We start from the raw sequence: 15,406 nt of genomic DNA, 5'->3' as shown, positions 1-15,406 counted from the left end.
TTAGTCTCCTAATCCGCTAAAGTCCACCTTTGGTACTACTTTTTCTTCTTCAGGCACTTGAAGGAATTCGGCTTGTTTGAAGCCAAACATTCCAGCAATCACGTTTGTTGGGAAAGTTTCCAACTTGACATTGTAGTTGCTTGTGACACTGTTGTACAATTGACGAGCATAAGAAATTTTGTTTTCTGTGTTAGTCAATTCTTCTTGCAATTGCATGAAGTTGGTGTTAGCTTTCAAGTCTGGGTAGTTTTCAGCCACCGCAAAGATACCTGCCACTTGACGTGAAAGAGCATCACTGGCTGCCATTGCTTCTGCAGGTGAAGATGCTTGCGCTACTTGTTGGCGAAGTTGAGTTACTTTTGCTAGTGTATCTCCCTCGTACTTAGCATACCCTTTAACGGTTTCGATCAAATTTGGAATCAAGTCATTCCGACGTTTCAATTGCACGTCAATTTGACTCCAAGCTTCACGAGTTTGCATCCGACTTTTCACTAAACCGTTGTAAACTCCTACTACCATCAACACAAGGACCACTAGGACCCCAAGAATAATCCAAATCATTTTATTGAATTCCTTTCATTTCTTTAGTACCAGTATATCAAATTTCCCTTATTTTGTGGTAAAATTATCTTATGAAACCAGAAGAATTTTATGACCGTTTAGCCGACCTCGGCTTCCCACTAACTGATCGACAAAAAGAGCAATACGAACGCTATTTCGAGCTCCTCGTGGAATGGAATGAGAAAATTAATCTCACCGCTATCACCGATAAAGATGAAGTCTATCTCAAGCATTTTTATGATTCTATCGCACCCATTTTACAAGGTTTGATTGAAAACCAACCCATCCGTCTCTTGGATATCGGCGCTGGTGCTGGCTTTCCGAGTCTACCAATGAAGATCCTATTCCCTGAGCTAGATGTGACCATTATTGATTCCCTCAATAAGCGAATCAATTTCCTTCATTTACTAGCTGAAGAGTTAGGCTTGAGCGGAGTTCATTTCTACCATGGACGAGCTGAGGACTTTGCACAAGACAAGGCCTTTCGTGCCCAATTTGATATCGTAACTGCCCGCGCCGTTGCCCGCATGCAGGTCTTGTCTGAACTGACCATTCCCTATCTGAAAGTAGGGGGACAGCTTCTTGCTCTCAAGGCTAGCAATGCTCCAGAAGAGTTGGAGGAAGCCAAAAACGCCCTCAATCTGCTCTTTAGCAAGGTTGAAGACAATCTACAGTATGAATTGCCTAATGGGGATCCACGCTATATCACTCTTGTAGAAAAGAAAAAAGAAACCCCTAATAAATACCCAAGAAAAGCGGGCATGCCAAATAAGCGTCCGTTATAAGATGATACTAAAAAGAAGCTGACAGTTTGTCAGCTTCTTTTTGAATAAACTAATTTTTTTAACTCTTGCTCTAGGGTATGGTAGTGATGGCGCTCTAAATGAACTCCCTTGGTCGCCACAACCATACTTGCAAAACGGTTAGCAAAGCTTAAAGCATCCTCCACATCTAGCCCTTGCAAAGATGCCACTAAAAAAGCCCCCAGATGACTGTCTCCTGCTCCTACGGTATCACGAACTTCTGTCGGAAATCCGACCACCTCGTAGAACCTACCATCGTATGCGATCGCTCCTTTTTCTCCCAAGGTGACGATGACTAACTGTCCCGTTCTTTGGTAGAGCTTCTTAGCTGCGTCAGCAATCTCTTCACAAGCTGAAAAAGCCTTGGCTTCTGCCTCATTGACATGAAGGATTGGATGCAAATCATAGATAGCTTCCAAACGCTCCTTGGGAATCAAGAGACCTCGAGGTCCTGGCGCAAAAATGACTTGGCCTTTGATTTTTGACAAAGATTGAATCAGTTCCAATCCAGTCGGCTCTTCTACTTCAAGGCCACAGAGATAAATAAATTCGTAGCTTTCCTGCTCCAGAGACTGGAGCCATTCCTTCTGAAAACTATATTCTACTCCATGATCTGATAAAAAAGTCCTCTCACCATCCGACTCGATAAAGCAATAACAACAACCATTTGCCCCGGTTACTGAGATTGGAGTCTGGATACCCAGCCTCTCGAGTTCTGCCTTGACAAAGTCCCCGTAGACACCTGTCCCCACTGGCGAGATGAAATCAACATTTTGACCTAAAGCATGAAGCACTGAAGTGACATTAAAGGCACACCCTCCAAGTGACCAAGTCTGCTCATGGATATGGGCGTCTCCTTCCCGACTCGGTAGTCGATCCAGATAAACCATAACATCACAAACAGTTGAACCAATCACTAAGGCTTTTGACATGGTTTTCCCCCTCCTATTCTCTATCCTCAACATGGAAAAATAACCAGCACCGGATCGTGCTGGTTAGTAAAACTAGTCACCCCGATAGACCGGTTGTGGTCCAAAGGTTTGGGAAACCGGCATGATTTCAATGCGGTTGATATTGACATGCTTGGGCTGTTGGATGAGCCAAGCTACGGTATTGGCAATATCTTCTGGCTGAATGGCATGGGCGTCTCGATAGAGAGCCTCTACCCGTTTTTCATCCCCTTTAAAGCGAACCACCGAGAACTCGGTCCCTTCACAGAGACCTGGCTCAATATTGGTCACCCGAATCTGTTTTCCAGCCAAGTCCGCACGCAGATTTAATGAAAACTGTTTAACGAAGGCCTTGGAAGCACCATAAACATTGGCCCCTGGATAAGGCACTGTCCCGGCAGTTGACCCCATATTGATGACATAACCATCATTTCGTTCCACCATCTGAGGAAGGATTTGCCGGGTCAAATAGGTCAGACCGATTATATTGGTCTGGATCATGGTCAGCCAATCTGCAACCTCTGCTTCATGAGCTGGAGCGAGGCCTAGGGCCAAGCCAGCATTATTGACCAAAACATCCACTCTCTCCCAAGCTTTTGGCAAACTGGCAAGTGCATGATCCACCTGAGAAAAATCCGTCACATCCATTTGAAGGGGATAAAAAGCTTCTCCCAGCTCTTCTTGAAGAGCCTGTAGTTTTTCAATGCGTCTAGCAGCGCCAATCACTCGATGCCCATCGGCAACTAAGCGGTGACAAATGGCTTGGCCAAAGCCAGCAGATGCTCCCGTTACTAAAATTGTTTCTGCCATTTTCTTACCTCCAAGGATTATAGAAGCGACCTTTGTTTACCCAAATCAGGACGATACTCAAGATCACCATGAAGATTGACCCCAAGATAATCAAGCGATCACGAGTGGTCATCTCCTGATAGGTGTACCAGGTCCGTTTTTTATTTTTTCCAAAGCGACGCAGTTCCATGGCCGTAGAGATCGTTTCAATCCGCTCCAAAGAACTAAAAATCAAGGGAGAAATCATCTGAAGATTTCCCTTCACCCGTTGGACAAAGTTGGCCTTTTTGGACAACTCCAAGCCTCTTGCTTCTTGCGAGAGCTTGATAATCTGGTATTCCTCCTGCACATCTGGAATATAGCGCAAGGTCAAGCTCACTGAGTAAGCAATCTTGTATGACACCCCAATCTGGTTGAGACTCGAAGCAAACTGACTGGGATGGGTGGTCATTAGGAAAATAAGAGCTAAGGGAATGGTACACACATACTTCAAAACTAGGTTGAAGAGATAAAATAACTCTTGGGCTGTAATACTATATGCCCCTAAACCATCTAGAAGAACTGTCTTTGCTCCATAGATTTCTACCCCATATTGAGGGGCAAAAAGATAGACCATCAAGACATTTAGCAGGGCAAAAGCTAAGGCAAAACTCAGAACAAAGGAGATGTCTTTCAAACGAATGCCTGAGGTTGCAAATAAGGCGAGGGCACCTAGACCAATGACCAACAACAAGCGAGTATCGTAACTCAACATGGCAGCTAATGATACCAAGAGTAAGAAAAGAAGCTTGCTAGCGCCTGAAAGGCGATGCAGAAAACTGGTTCCGGCATGGTAGCCGACTAAGCGATTATTCATGACCTTCCCCCTTCTGATTCATATAAAACTGGGTCAAGGCAAGAGGATCGACACCAAGTCGATTTGCCAAGGCGAAAATAGACGTTTCTTTCAAATTAGCCCGTTTCAAAATTTCTGGTTGGGTCAAGAGCTCTGCCGGTGTCAAATCAGCCAAAACCTGCCCATCCATGACCACGACTGCCCGGTCGGAATAATCTAGCATGAGCTGCATATCATGGGTAATCATGACAATGGTATGCCCTTTTTGATGGAGTTCATCAAGGAAATCCATAATTTCCGTATAGTCTCGTTGGTCCTGACCAGCCGTCGGCTCATCGAGGACGAGAACATCTGGTCCCAAGATAAGGATAGAGGCGATGGTCACCCGCTTTTTCTGACCATAGGATAGAGCAGAAATCGGCCACTTACGAAATTCGTAGAGACCACAGGTTTTCAAGGCTTGATGGACACGACTTTCGATCTGCTCCTCTGGAACATTTCTCAAGCGAAGACCCAGGGCCACCTCATCAAAAATCATGTTGGTCGAGATCATCTGGTTGGGGTTTTGCAGGACATAGCCCACGCGCTCTGCCCGCTCCTTGACACTATCATCCTTGATATCCTCTCCCTTTGAGAAATAGGTTCCTTCCGTCTGGATGAAGCCACAAATCGCCTTAGCAAGGGTTGATTTTCCAGCCCCATTTTTACCAACAATGGCTAACCGTTGGCCTTTTGGAATGGTTAGAGAAAGGTCTTTTAGAATGGGCTGTCCTTCTCGATAGGCAAAGTTCAAATGACCAAGTTCTAGGATTGTCTCTGCCTCTACTCCTTTTTCAAAATGAGGAGTTGGGATATCCACTGATAAATCCTCAAGTGGTAATTTTTCTACCTTGTCCAAGTGCGGTAGCTTGCTGATATCCTGGCCTAACTGGCGAAGAGTCGTTAAATAGAGGGGTTCACGAATCCCATTTTCAGCCAGCAGTGTCGTCCTCAATAACTCATCTGGGCTCCCATTAAAGAGGACTTGCCCTTGATTGATCAAGATGACCCGATCGATCGGACGGTAGAGCACATCCTCCAAACGGTGTTCGATGATAATGGTTGTCGTTCCCTGCTCTTCATGAATCTGATCAATCAGATCTATGATATCCTGACCCGATTTGGGATCTAGATTAGCCAGTGGCTCATCAAAGAGCAGGATCGGACTTTCGTCAATCAGGACACCCGCCAAGCTGACCCGTTGTTTTTGCCCACCGGACAAATCTTGTGGCCGATGATCCAAGAGCTTGCTCAAATCCAAGCGCTCCGCCCAGGTATGGACCCGGGATTTCATGCTTTCCAGCTCCACCATATCGTTTTCAAGGGCAAAAGCCAAGTCTTCTGCAACACTGAGACCAATAAACTGACCATCTGTATCCTGCAAGACCGTACTGACCAAATGAGATTTCTCATAAATACTGAGATCAAAGGCTTCTTTCTCCTGAATGAGGAATTGCCCACTACTGGTTCCTTTATAGATATTGGGAATAATCCCGTTGAGACACTGGCCAATGGTTGACTTACCAGAGCCAGATGGCCCGACAATCAGGACCTTTTCCCCCTTATAAATGGTTAAGTTGAGATTTTTCAAAGTTGGCTCAGACTGGGCCTTGTATTGGAAGGAAAAATCCTTCAGTTCAATCATTGCTTCTTTCATTTAGTTCGCCTTTTCCCATAAGAGCGCAAATTGGATGGCTAAATCCGCGATTCGATCCTTGCTATCTAAATCCTCATGATTAGATAATGTTCGGATATCCCATTTTTCTTCCGAGAGGTGGTCTGCTGCGTAGAAGAAATGGCAGAGCTCAAAGTCCCGAAAAGCTGCTAAAGCTGCCACTGCCGAACATTCCATATCTACACAGATGGCTCCTGCTTCCATTCGTCGCTTCATCTTGTCGATGGTTTCCCGGTAGGGAGCATCTGTCGTCCACACTTTTCCTTTCTGATAGGAAACCTTGTGACTATCCAGAAAGACTTGGAAGAGAGGAAGGCTTTCCTTATTTACTTCCACTTCATCACTCGCCGGAAGATAGTGGTAGCTGGTCCCTTCGTCTCGAAGAGCTGCTGTTGGAATGATGATGGAGGTCGCCTCAATATCTTGGTCCAAAACCCCACAGGTCCCAAAGAGCACTAGTTTTTCCATCCCAAATTGAATCAAATCCTCTATAATCCCTACACAGGAAGCAGCCCCAACTGGTGCATTAAAGACAGCAATCTGTTGGTCTTCAATCGAAATCCCATAGACAATGACTTCAAAGTTGGCCATGGAAGTTCTTGTAATGACCTCATGTTCATAATTTTCAAGGAGGCGCGCAAAAGTTACTCTTGAAAAGCAAGAGATGACTACTTTGGGAAATCCTTCAATGGGAGCATGTAGGTCTTGTGGGTTGATAATCGCCTGTCGATTGGCATCAAATTCTTCTAACAGCATCTCTGACTTCTCTTTCATTCATTCTACTTCTAGTCCTCTATTATACCACAAAATCGGCCTCTTTCCTTCTAACAAAGGGGGAAAGCAAGCTTACTTGTTCGCCTTTTGTGATGAGAAACAAAACAGCTGTCCTCCAAAAGATAATAAAGAGGGATCCCTCAACCACTGCGTCTACCGTTGACCTCTTTCCTGATGAAAATAAATAACTCCTACCTCGCTTTCTCGTTTGCGGGCTCGGGAAAAAAATATTTACAAAATATTCCTCGCTCTCTTATTTTTAGGCTCGGGAAAAATTCGTTTACAAAACGAGCCTCGCTTTCTCGTTTGCGAGCTCGGGAAAAGGGAGAGGGACAGAAATCGGTTACCATTTAAAATGACGGTTTCGTCGTCCCTCCCCCGCAAAGTTGAGTAGGGCCATCCAAGCGAGAATTAGAGCGGGGGATGGACCACTCAACCACTGCGTCTACCGTTGACCTCTTTTATGATGAAAATAGATAACTCTTACTAACTCCTACCTCGCTCTCTTATTTTTAGGCTCGGGAAAAATTCGTTTACAAAACGAATTTTTTCTGCTATACTTCTTAGAAGCAAAGGTTTTTAATGTCATCCTGTGAGGTGACAAAGACACAGAATATGAATAATCTGAGGGCCCTTGCTATGCAAAAATATTCATGGGCTCTTTTTTGGTGCCCAAAAGTGAGGTTATTATGAAAGAAGAATCAACTGTTGATTTGCTCCTGGATGTCGACCAAAGTCCGGCACCCCTAAAAGGGATCTTATTAAGTTTCCAACACGTTTTCGCCATGTTTGGGGCAACCATCCTAGTACCACTCATCTTGGGCATGCCCGTATCCGTTGCCCTCTTTGCATCAGGGGTTGGGACACTGATTTATATGACTTGTACCGGCTTTAAAGTCCCTGTCTACCTCGGCTCTTCCTTCGCCTTCATCACAGCCATGGCTTTGGCAATGAAGGAAATGGGAGGAAAAGTCGATGCAGCCCAAACAGGGGTTATCCTGACTGGTCTGATCTACGTGCTTGTCGCAGCAGGTGTTAAAGTTGCCGGCACTCGTTGGATTGACAAATTGCTTCCTGCCGTTGTTATTGGACCTATGATCATCGTCATTGGTCTAGGGCTTGCAGGTTCAGCCGTTAAGAACGCTGGTTTTGTCGAAGGGGGCGATTGGAAAAATGCTCTTGTCGCTGTCGTAACCTTCCTGATTGCCGCCTTCATCAACACCAAAGGAAAAGGTTTCTTCAAAATCATTCCTTTCCTCTTTGCCATTATCGGTGGTTATGTCTTCGCAGTCTGCTTGGGCTTGGTGAACTTCGATCCGGTCCTCAAAGCCAACTGGTTTGAGATTCCTGGCTTCTATCTTCCTTTCAATACAGGTGGTGCCTTCAAACAATACAACTTATATTTCGGTCCTGAAACCATTGCCATCTTGCCAATCGCTATCGTAACGATTTCAGAACATATCGGTGACCATACAGTGCTTAGCCAAATCTGTGGCCGTCAATTCTTGAAACAACCAGGACTTCATCGTACCCTTCTTGGTGACGGGATTGCAACATCTGTATCTGCCTTCCTTGGTGGTCCAGCCAATACCACTTACGGTGAAAATACAGGCGTTATTGGGATGACTCGCATCGCTTCTGTTTCCGTTATCCGAAATGCAGCCTTGATTGCTATTTCCTTGAGCTTCCTTGGTAAATTTACTGCTCTCATTTCTACCATTCCAAACTCTGTTCTCGGTGGGATGTCCATCTTGCTCTATGGGGTAATCGCAAGTAATGGTTTGAAAGTCTTGATCAAAGAACGCGTTGACTTTAGCTTGATGCGCAACTTGATTATTGCAAGTGCCATGTTGGTTCTTGGACTTGGTGGAGCAATTCTGAAACTCGGTCCAGTGACCCTTTCAGGAACAGCCCTCTCCGCTATGACAGGAATCATCCTTAACTTGATCTTACCACATGAATCAAACTAAAAGAAAAAGTTCTCAACACTGAGAACTTTTTTTATTAGAGTTGGGCTAATTGCAACAAGCGTTCTTTGGACAATTTTTTGATTTCAATTTGATTGGCATCCAACAAGTCAAATTCACTTGAGTCCAAAGCATCCAGTAGGGCTTCTAAATTCACAGCCCCCACCGGCTTATAACTCTCTGGCATATCGGGATTTCCAGTGATTTCCACTAGGTTCACTTTCCAGTCGATGACCTCATCCATATTGACCTTCTCTACAAACTCTGCAGGTACAAAAGGAACACGTGGCAAGACAGTATCCGTATCTTCTGTTAGACTGTAACTGCCAATAATGCCTCCCGTTTCGTTCTGACGGTAGAAACGAACCTGACTAAAGAAGGCGGAGCTGTATTGTACCTTTTTAACCACTTGACTGAACTCCTCTAAAGGTTGAGCGGAGTCTAGGATTTTACGAAGGAGCTCACGATCTAAAATTACAGGATGAGCAAATCCCTGAAGCTGATATTGATGAAGGTCTGGATCTTTTTCTAGATTCTGTAGATTCTTCAGCAAATAGTTCTCATAGTCAAAAGAGAAAATAGAATCTGCGTCATAGCTGGTTCCCAAATTATCGTGAATCTCATTCCCCAACTGGCGAGCTAAGGCACTGAGCCATTCCAAGATGAGTCGCCAATCTTCAAGGGTGGCAAAATCTGCAAGGATGAACTGATAAGCATGCTCTTGATCCAGATAACGAAGGATGATCGGCAAGCAGCTCTTGCCATAGCGGATACACATCATGGCTGGAAAATCTTTGAGAGAGCGGCCAAGCATGGCTTCCTCAAAACTGTAGGTAAGAACTCCTTCCACCAAATTCAATACATCTTTAGCTGGCATCACTTTTTGATAGCCAAACATACTCTTTTTATTTCGAATTGAAAACACAACTGACATTTGTTTTCTCCTTTTTGTAATCGCTTACCAAATTATAGCACAAATTTTCATGACTTTCCATAGAAAAAACAGCCGAAAGGCTGTTTTTGAATGTAGACAAACTATTGTGCTACATTAAACAGCTAGATGACTTTCAAAACATGACTTTTATTTTTTTTATATAAACAAAGTATAAATTTCTAATTATCTTTTTATATTTTCTTAAATGCTCGTAAAGCCTTATTCTATGTGCTTTCGAGTATTTTTACTGTAGGAAGATACTTCACGTTTCTTTGCATATTTCCTCATGTCTTAGCTGTCAGAAGTGGTAAATAAGTAGTAAATTCATTTGTACTACTAAGCAACAAGACGCTCCTGTTGCTTCTCTTTATTCAAGCGTTTCATTTCTGCCATTGCAGAATCGAATGTTGCATGTGCGTAATAGTTCAGCGTCATGGCTATATTAGCATGTCCCATAATGTACTGTAATGCCTTTGGATTCATTCCTGCATTTGCATAGTTGGTACAGAATGTATGTCGCAAACTATGTGGAGTGATGTGTGGCAATTTATCCTCGTTATACTTATTGTATTTCTTAACAAGACCTTTCATCATGCCGTTGTAATCACTTGCCACTTTTGGATAGTTCTTTCTATTAAGAAAGAGGAAATCACTATATCCATCAATCTCAACACGCTTATCATTCTTTCGATTCGCTAACACTCGCTTAAATGCTTGATAGGCTTCTTCAACCATAGGAACTTGACGTTCGCCACTTTTGGTCTTTGGTGTTTCAATGTAGTACCCAATTTCAGTATCTCTCAATAGCTGATGGTCTATATTGACAAGACGATTCTCAAAATCTAAATCTGGAAGTGTCAAACCACCAAACTCTGAAATACGAAGACCTGTTTTTAAGAGTATCAGAATTTCATCATAATTTTTGCTGTAGGTTTTATCAGCTTTTGCAAAGGCTAACAGTTTTTCTTCCTGTTCTTCTGTTAGTACGGTCTTAGGGACAGTATCATCATCAAGAACTGCTTTCAGTTGAAAGTCAAATGGATTCTTCCGAACACAATCATCTTGTATAGCAATATAGAATGAAGCCTTTAAAGAACGTTTGTAGTTATTGATGGTTTGATAAGCATAACCATTTTCACTCATTCTAATAGCCCATTCTTTAGCGTCTGATGGCTTAATACTGTCAATACTTCTTACACCTAACTTGTCTTTCTTCAAAATATCCATAAGATATTTGCGTCCAGTTTCAGTGTTTTTTCTAACCTTTGGTCTTTGAGCGTTCTGTTTTGCGTAAAGCTGGCAGAGTGTCATTTTCTTTCCTACAACATCAATACCATCATGAATGTCTTTCTGTAACTCTGCGATTTTCTCTCTAAGTGAGATACAATCACGCTTTCCTGCTGGTACTCGGTCTGTAGCCACAAGTTTCCACGAGTAAACAAATTGCGGTTCTCCAAATGAATCTATATATTTGTATAAGTATCTTCCGTCTTTTCGTTGGCTCTCTCCAGTCTTTAAGATTCGACCTTTATTGTCACGTCTTTTTTCTGACATGGCATTTGCTCCTTTCCTTTATGGAAAGAGCCTTGATACGACTTAATACTATTTTATCATATACAAGACCCTTTGGCGACGCTAGATTGCGTCCAATGTATCTATAATTTTTTCAAATTGTTTTCGTTTAATCTGAATACGATTGCCATTCATAATCAGCCAATTTGCATTTTTATTTTCCTCTGCCAAGCGTCGTAGCTTGTTTTCGCCAATACGAAAATATTTTGACGCTTCTTCAATGGTTAGGGTATAACGTTCCCAAATAGGAATGTCAGTCTGCTTCATAAAATCCTCCTTTCCAAATCACTTATTTGGATTTCATAAAAGTTGTTTTACCAGCAATCGAACAGCTTTAGCAAAGCTCACGGGAGTTCCACCCCTGCATGGTTCTCATGTAGCCATACTCATTGCCTGCGACGGTTTTATCACGCTCGGACTATTGACTGTATGGGAGTATCATTATCACGATAAGAATGTCGTTGCAGGCAATCCTGCTAAAGATTGCTTCTCGGATCACTAACATGAATCGCTCGCTATCTTTATAAGATAGGTCATGGCGGTTAGTTCCGTTGGCTCTTTTCTTATCGAAACGTATTCGATTACTTTTATTCAGTTTTCAAAGAACAATGGCTCGTTAGCCTATCAAAACACATTGAAAGCTCAATATGCTTTGGTGGAATAACAAACCTCCCTGTTCGGGAAGCGTGGAATGGTTTAGCACGCTTCCACGAAAGGAGAGAAGATATTACTTAATTTCAAATGACAAAATCTTTGTAATCAGTCTGGTTTCCATTCTTCCACGTAAGACTTCATCAACGACCATACTTTGATTGCCATATTCATCTTTCATAAGTCGTAGGGAACGCTTCGTTATGTACCCTCTGTAATGATGTAGAATCTGGTTAATCGCTTCGGTATCGCCATCTGTTGCCTTTACAATGAGAGGAAAGGGAATCATAGGATATTGTGTTTTCATTCTTCAAATTCCTCCATAAACTTTTTAATTAAGGCTAGTCCACTGGTTCTATGCCGATAGACAGTAGAACGGTTCAATTTCAACAGGTCTGCAATTTCTGAATCGCTCATGTCCATAAAGTAAAACAGCAGTAGAATTTCACGTTTCTTGTCTGGCAACTCACGTAATGCTTCACTCAACAAATCATTTTCAACGCCTACTGATAACCCATTGAGTGTAAAAATCTGAAAGTCAGTTGAATAGTTATCTGTTGTCGCAAACTGGCTAACAAGATAATCGCCAACATCCGAAAAGGACACCTCACGCTTTGCAATCCTTGAAAGATAAAGCATATAATTCTTTCGCTCGTCTTCCATAGCACGTTTACAGATATAGTCAAACTGATTTTCTATTGTGGTCTGAAAAGAAGATGGTTTCATGTTTCTCACCCCCTTTCTGTCTAGGAAAGGAAGTGAGCCTTGCTCGTTTATCTCCTTTCACTCTTAGTCCCAATGTGAAAGGGGGATTTGTTGCATTACTGATAAATAAACTTTGTAAAAAAGTTCTGAATAGCCAAAAAAGCATATAAACAGATTTATTTCTCTGTTTACATGCTTCTGTTATTCTATCTATATGATTTATAAAACCACATTGGTGGACGTACTTATCTATTGCAGATAGACGACTTTTTTTGACAAGAACCCAATGTAAGGAAATTTATTGTATATGATGTACTTCATGGCGACGTTGACCTCCAACAAACCGCCATTTGGAAGTAATATACAATATTTTAACAGCGTAAATAGCACTACCATATAACGGTTTTTTTTATTGGCGTTTAGTAGTGCTTTTTATTAAATATAAACCTATAAACCATATAACACGTTTTTCTATACCTGTTTTTAATTCAGTAGGAACAATAAAATGTATAGAGGTGGTCTACTATGCGTAAAAAAGAAGATAAATATGATTTTAGAGCCTTTGGTTTAGCCATTAAAGAAGCTCGATTGAAACGAGGTTTAACTCGTGAACAAGTGGGAGCATTGATTGAAATTGACCCACGGTACTTAACTAATATTGAAAATAAAGGGCAACACCCCAGCATACAAGTTCTTTATGACCTTGTATCGTTACTTCATGTTTCCGTTGATGAATTTTTCTTACCTGCTAATAACTTGGTAAAAAGCACCCGACGATTACAGATAGAGAAATACATGGATAGCTTTACAGACAAAGAACTATCCTTAATGGAATCTTTAGCCAGCGGTATCAACGAAGCAAGAAACATCGAAGACTAATTAAAAGAATCCATACATAACGGAAAGAGCCGATAAAATGAGATTGTATTAATCTCATTTTATCGGCTCTGCGTCTTTGCGTCTGGCTCTGTAATCACAGTTACTTTGAACTGCTTTATTTCAATTAAATTTTCTTGTCTGCATTTCGGACAATAGAGGGGGAATTTTTTTAATTCAGTATCTTCCCTTATCTTTAATCGTGTTTTATTTCCACATACAGGACACAATATCCACTTGTAGTTTATAATAACTATCTCCTCCTTTACACTTTAATTCAAATCTTTATTAAAAAATATTTCATCTTATTTAACAAGAAACCATATTTATATAACAACATAAAATACACTAAGTTATTTTATTGAACATATATCGTACTTTATCTATCCGACTATTTGGACGACGGGGCTGGCAAACAGGTTCACCGGTAGTAACATGGTACCCTTTTAACTCTGTTAAACAAACACTACGTCCATTTGTAAAGAAAGTTAAATCACTACGATATTCTTGAATACACCGAGCAGGGATTTCTCCACTAAGAATGACCTCATTATTTTTCAATTGAGTGTCTACGATGTTCGCACAATATTTAGGAGCATCGTTGTATGCTCGTGAAAGATATTCCTGTGGCGCATAAATTTTAAAACTAAGATATGGCTCTAACAATTCTGTTCCAGCTTTTTTTAAGACTTGTTCCAATACAATAGGAGCAAGCATCCGAAAATCTGCTGGGGTACTAACAGGGCTATAGTATAAGCCATACTTAAAACAGATTTTACAATCCGTCACATTCCAACCATATAATCCTTGTTCGCAACCATAGCGTATCCCTTCCATAACTGCATTTTGAAATGATTGATTTAAGTATCCAAGAGAAACCGAGCTCTCATACTGCATTCCACTTCCCAACGGAAGCGGTGATACAGATAAACCAATGGAAGCCCAGAAAGGATTTGGCGGCACTTCGATGTGAATGGTATATTCTGCATTTTTTAACGGTCTCTCCATATAAATGACTGTAGGCTCTTTTAGTTCTATCTCCACATGATACTTTTCTTGCAACAGTGCACTAATCACTTCCATTTGTACTTTCCCTAAGAAAGAAAGTATAATTTCATGTGTCGTAGAATCCACGTAATATCGTAGAAGCGGATCACTATCTGAGATTTCCAAAAGGGCATCAAGCAACATTTCTCTCTGTTCAGGTTTACTCGGTTCAACAGTTGTTTGTAGTAGAGGGTGCGGATTTTCAATCTTTTTTCTCTGTGGCAATAGTTTTGTATCTCCAAGAACACTATTTAACTTCAAAAACTCATTTTGCAAAATAACAATTTCTCCAGAATAAGCTCTATCAATCTTACATAATTCACCATTTATTGAAGTATACATTTCTGTAACTTTTATTTTTTCTTTTTCTGATACTCTAACCGAATCTCGTAAATGTAGTACTCCACTATAAAGGCGTATATATGCAAGACGTTGTCTTTTTTTTGTATATTCAATTTTGAAAACATTTCCGCAAAGTTCAGACGGACCTCGATGTGTTGATGAATAAAATTTATTCGTAATCACTTCTATAAGGTTATCAATCCCTATATTGTTTTTTGCACTTCCGTGATAAACAGGGAACAGGGAACAATTATGAAATCTTATGCTTTCCTCTTGTTCGAGTTCCAATGCTTCTAATGATTTACCGGACATATATTTCTCTAAAAGGTCATCGTTTCCCTCTATTACCGTATCCCATTGTTCAGATTCGGTAAAGTTCGTCACACACATATTAGGATACAGTTCTACCTTCTGTTTGATTACAATTTCGGCAGAAAGTTTCTCTTTAATATCCTGATAAACCGTTGATAAATCAATTCCATTTTGGTCAATCTTATTGATAAAAAAGATTGTGGGAATCCCCATTTTCCTAAGTGCATGAAATAATATACGAGTTTGTGCTTGTACGCCATCTTTTGCAGAAATCAGTAGAATTGCCCCATCTAAAACTGATAATGAACGATATACTTCTGCTAAGAAATCCATATGTCCTGGCGTGTCTATGATGTTCACCTTCGTATTTTCCCACTGAAAAGAGGTTATTCCTGTCTGAATTGTAATTCCTCTCTGACGTTCTAAAAGCGTATTATCCGTCCTCGTTGTACCTTTGTCCACGCTTCCTAATTCTGTAATCGCTCCACTGTTATATAATAAGCTTTCTGTTAAGGTAGTTTTTCCTGCATCAACATGAGCTAAAACTCCAATATTAATAATTTTCATGTGATTT

General features: G+C 41.3%; 16 protein-coding genes. 3 read left to right on the top strand and 13 right to left on the bottom strand.

What is annotated here, in order from left to right:
* Positions 1-561 (bottom strand): LemA family protein, encoded by a 561-nt coding sequence (locus AC3E8G_RS07325; RefSeq protein WP_350018845.1) that lies wholly within the window; start codon positions 559-561, stop codon positions 1-3.
* Between the two features lie 71 nt (positions 562-632).
* On the opposite strand from AC3E8G_RS07325, the gene rsmG reads away from it, so the two are divergent.
* Positions 633-1,346, top strand: a complete 714-nt coding sequence (rsmG, locus tag AC3E8G_RS07320) for a 16S rRNA (guanine(527)-N(7))-methyltransferase RsmG (protein ID WP_048716547.1) — start codon at positions 633-635, stop codon at positions 1,344-1,346.
* A gap of 29 nt (positions 1,347-1,375) precedes the next feature.
* On the opposite strand, the gene AC3E8G_RS07315 is transcribed toward rsmG, so the two are convergent.
* The 5 genes from AC3E8G_RS07315 to AC3E8G_RS07295 all read right to left on the bottom strand — a co-directional run bounded on the left by AC3E8G_RS07315 (position 1,376) and on the right by AC3E8G_RS07295 (position 6,408).
* Positions 1,376-2,296: a carbohydrate kinase family protein gene (locus AC3E8G_RS07315; protein WP_490677370.1), complete on the bottom strand. Its 921-nt coding sequence runs from the start codon at positions 2,294-2,296 to the stop codon at positions 1,376-1,378.
* A 72-nt stretch (positions 2,297-2,368) separates the two neighbouring features.
* Positions 2,369-3,124 (bottom strand): SDR family oxidoreductase, encoded by a 756-nt coding sequence (locus tag AC3E8G_RS07310; protein WP_490677368.1) that lies wholly within the window; start codon positions 3,122-3,124, stop codon positions 2,369-2,371.
* Between the two features lie 4 nt (positions 3,125-3,128).
* On the bottom strand, positions 3,129-3,959 hold the full coding sequence (locus AC3E8G_RS07305) for an energy-coupling factor transporter transmembrane component T family protein (protein WP_490677366.1): 831 nt from the start codon (positions 3,957-3,959) through the stop codon (positions 3,129-3,131).
* Positions 3,952-5,634 carry an ABC transporter ATP-binding protein gene (locus AC3E8G_RS07300; RefSeq protein WP_490677364.1) on the bottom strand — a complete coding sequence of 561 codons (1,683 nt, stop codon included), beginning with the start codon at positions 5,632-5,634 and terminating at the stop codon, positions 3,952-3,954. The genes AC3E8G_RS07305 and AC3E8G_RS07300 overlap by 8 nt, the downstream gene beginning before the upstream one ends.
* Positions 5,635-6,408, bottom strand: a complete 774-nt coding sequence (locus AC3E8G_RS07295) for a nucleoside phosphorylase (RefSeq protein ID WP_490677402.1) — start codon at positions 6,406-6,408, stop codon at positions 5,635-5,637.
* Positions 6,409-7,115: 707 nt separating this feature from the next.
* Here AC3E8G_RS07295 and AC3E8G_RS07290 point away from each other — a divergent pair.
* Positions 7,116-8,396: a uracil-xanthine permease family protein gene (locus tag AC3E8G_RS07290; RefSeq protein WP_009731544.1), complete on the top strand. Its 1,281-nt coding sequence runs from the start codon at positions 7,116-7,118 to the stop codon at positions 8,394-8,396.
* A 34-nt stretch (positions 8,397-8,430) separates the two neighbouring features.
* Here AC3E8G_RS07290 and AC3E8G_RS07285 read toward each other — a convergent pair whose 3' ends face one another.
* From AC3E8G_RS07285 to AC3E8G_RS07265, 5 genes are all read right to left on the bottom strand, one after another.
* The gene (locus AC3E8G_RS07285; RefSeq protein ID WP_314369078.1) at positions 8,431-9,327 is read right to left on the bottom strand and encodes a DUF4299 family protein; all 897 of its coding nucleotides are present in this window, start codon (positions 9,325-9,327) and stop codon (positions 8,431-8,433) included.
* A gap of 336 nt (positions 9,328-9,663) precedes the next feature.
* Positions 9,664-10,881, bottom strand: a complete 1,218-nt coding sequence (locus AC3E8G_RS07280; protein WP_001291561.1) for a tyrosine-type recombinase/integrase — start codon at positions 10,879-10,881, stop codon at positions 9,664-9,666.
* Between the two features lie 81 nt (positions 10,882-10,962).
* On the bottom strand, positions 10,963-11,166 hold the full coding sequence (locus AC3E8G_RS07275; protein ID WP_000814511.1) for an excisionase: 204 nt from the start codon (positions 11,164-11,166) through the stop codon (positions 10,963-10,965).
* Between the two features lie 460 nt (positions 11,167-11,626).
* Complete coding sequence (locus AC3E8G_RS07270) at positions 11,627-11,857, bottom strand: helix-turn-helix domain-containing protein (RefSeq protein WP_000857133.1); 231 nt, start codon at positions 11,855-11,857, stop codon at positions 11,627-11,629.
* Complete coding sequence (locus tag AC3E8G_RS07265) at positions 11,854-12,276, bottom strand: sigma-70 family RNA polymerase sigma factor (RefSeq protein WP_000804885.1); 423 nt, start codon at positions 12,274-12,276, stop codon at positions 11,854-11,856. Before AC3E8G_RS07265 ends, AC3E8G_RS07270 begins: the two co-directional genes overlap by 4 nt.
* A gap of 504 nt (positions 12,277-12,780) precedes the next feature.
* Between AC3E8G_RS07265 and AC3E8G_RS07260 the strand changes: the two genes are divergently transcribed.
* Positions 12,781-13,134, top strand: coding sequence for a helix-turn-helix transcriptional regulator (locus tag AC3E8G_RS07260; protein WP_001227347.1), 354 nt, complete (start codon positions 12,781-12,783; stop codon positions 13,132-13,134).
* Positions 13,135-13,193: 59 nt separating this feature from the next.
* Here the strand turns inward: AC3E8G_RS07260 and AC3E8G_RS07255 are convergent, their stop codons facing one another.
* Together AC3E8G_RS07255 and tet(M) are read right to left on the bottom strand one after the other, a co-directional pair.
* Positions 13,194-13,361, bottom strand: coding sequence for a cysteine-rich KTR domain-containing protein (locus AC3E8G_RS07255; protein ID WP_000336323.1), 168 nt, complete (start codon positions 13,359-13,361; stop codon positions 13,194-13,196).
* A gap of 118 nt (positions 13,362-13,479) precedes the next feature.
* Positions 13,480-15,399, bottom strand: coding sequence for a tetracycline resistance ribosomal protection protein Tet(M) (gene tet(M) / locus AC3E8G_RS07250; RefSeq protein WP_000691727.1), 1,920 nt, complete (start codon positions 15,397-15,399; stop codon positions 13,480-13,482).
* Positions 15,400-15,406: the final 7 nt, after the last annotated feature.

The sequence above is a fragment of the Streptococcus sp. SCPM-O-B-15294 (M123) genome (genome assembly GCF_058200455.1).
Note: the sequence above shows the minus strand (reverse complement) of the source record. Positions and strands in the feature narration are given on the sequence as shown.

Coding starts and splice junctions, on each gene's coding strand:
- AC3E8G_RS07305 (WP_490677366.1), bottom strand. CDS start 3,959: ATGAATAATCGCTTAGTCGGCTACCATGCCGGAACCAGTTTTCTGCAT.
- rsmG (WP_048716547.1), top strand. CDS start 633: ATGAAACCAGAAGAATTTTATGACCGTTTAGCCGACCTCGGCTTCCCA.
- AC3E8G_RS07265 (WP_000804885.1), bottom strand. CDS start 12,276: ATGAAACCATCTTCTTTTCAGACCACAATAGAAAATCAGTTTGACTAT.
- AC3E8G_RS07270 (WP_000857133.1), bottom strand. CDS start 11,857: ATGAAAACACAATATCCTATGATTCCCTTTCCTCTCATTGTAAAGGCA.
- AC3E8G_RS07280 (WP_001291561.1), bottom strand. CDS start 10,881: ATGTCAGAAAAAAGACGTGACAATAAAGGTCGAATCTTAAAGACTGGA.
- AC3E8G_RS07285 (WP_314369078.1), bottom strand. CDS start 9,327: ATGTCAGTTGTGTTTTCAATTCGAAATAAAAAGAGTATGTTTGGCTAT.
- AC3E8G_RS07325 (WP_350018845.1), bottom strand. CDS start 561: ATGATTTGGATTATTCTTGGGGTCCTAGTGGTCCTTGTGTTGATGGTA.
- AC3E8G_RS07260 (WP_001227347.1), top strand. CDS start 12,781: ATGCGTAAAAAAGAAGATAAATATGATTTTAGAGCCTTTGGTTTAGCC.
- AC3E8G_RS07315 (WP_490677370.1), bottom strand. CDS start 2,296: ATGTCAAAAGCCTTAGTGATTGGTTCAACTGTTTGTGATGTTATGGTT.
- AC3E8G_RS07275 (WP_000814511.1), bottom strand. CDS start 11,166: ATGAAGCAGACTGACATTCCTATTTGGGAACGTTATACCCTAACCATT.
- AC3E8G_RS07310 (WP_490677368.1), bottom strand. CDS start 3,124: ATGGCAGAAACAATTTTAGTAACGGGAGCATCTGCTGGCTTTGGCCAA.
- AC3E8G_RS07300 (WP_490677364.1), bottom strand. CDS start 5,634: ATGAAAGAAGCAATGATTGAACTGAAGGATTTTTCCTTCCAATACAAG.
- AC3E8G_RS07295 (WP_490677402.1), bottom strand. CDS start 6,408: ATGCTGTTAGAAGAATTTGATGCCAATCGACAGGCGATTATCAACCCA.
- AC3E8G_RS07290 (WP_009731544.1), top strand. CDS start 7,116: ATGAAAGAAGAATCAACTGTTGATTTGCTCCTGGATGTCGACCAAAGT.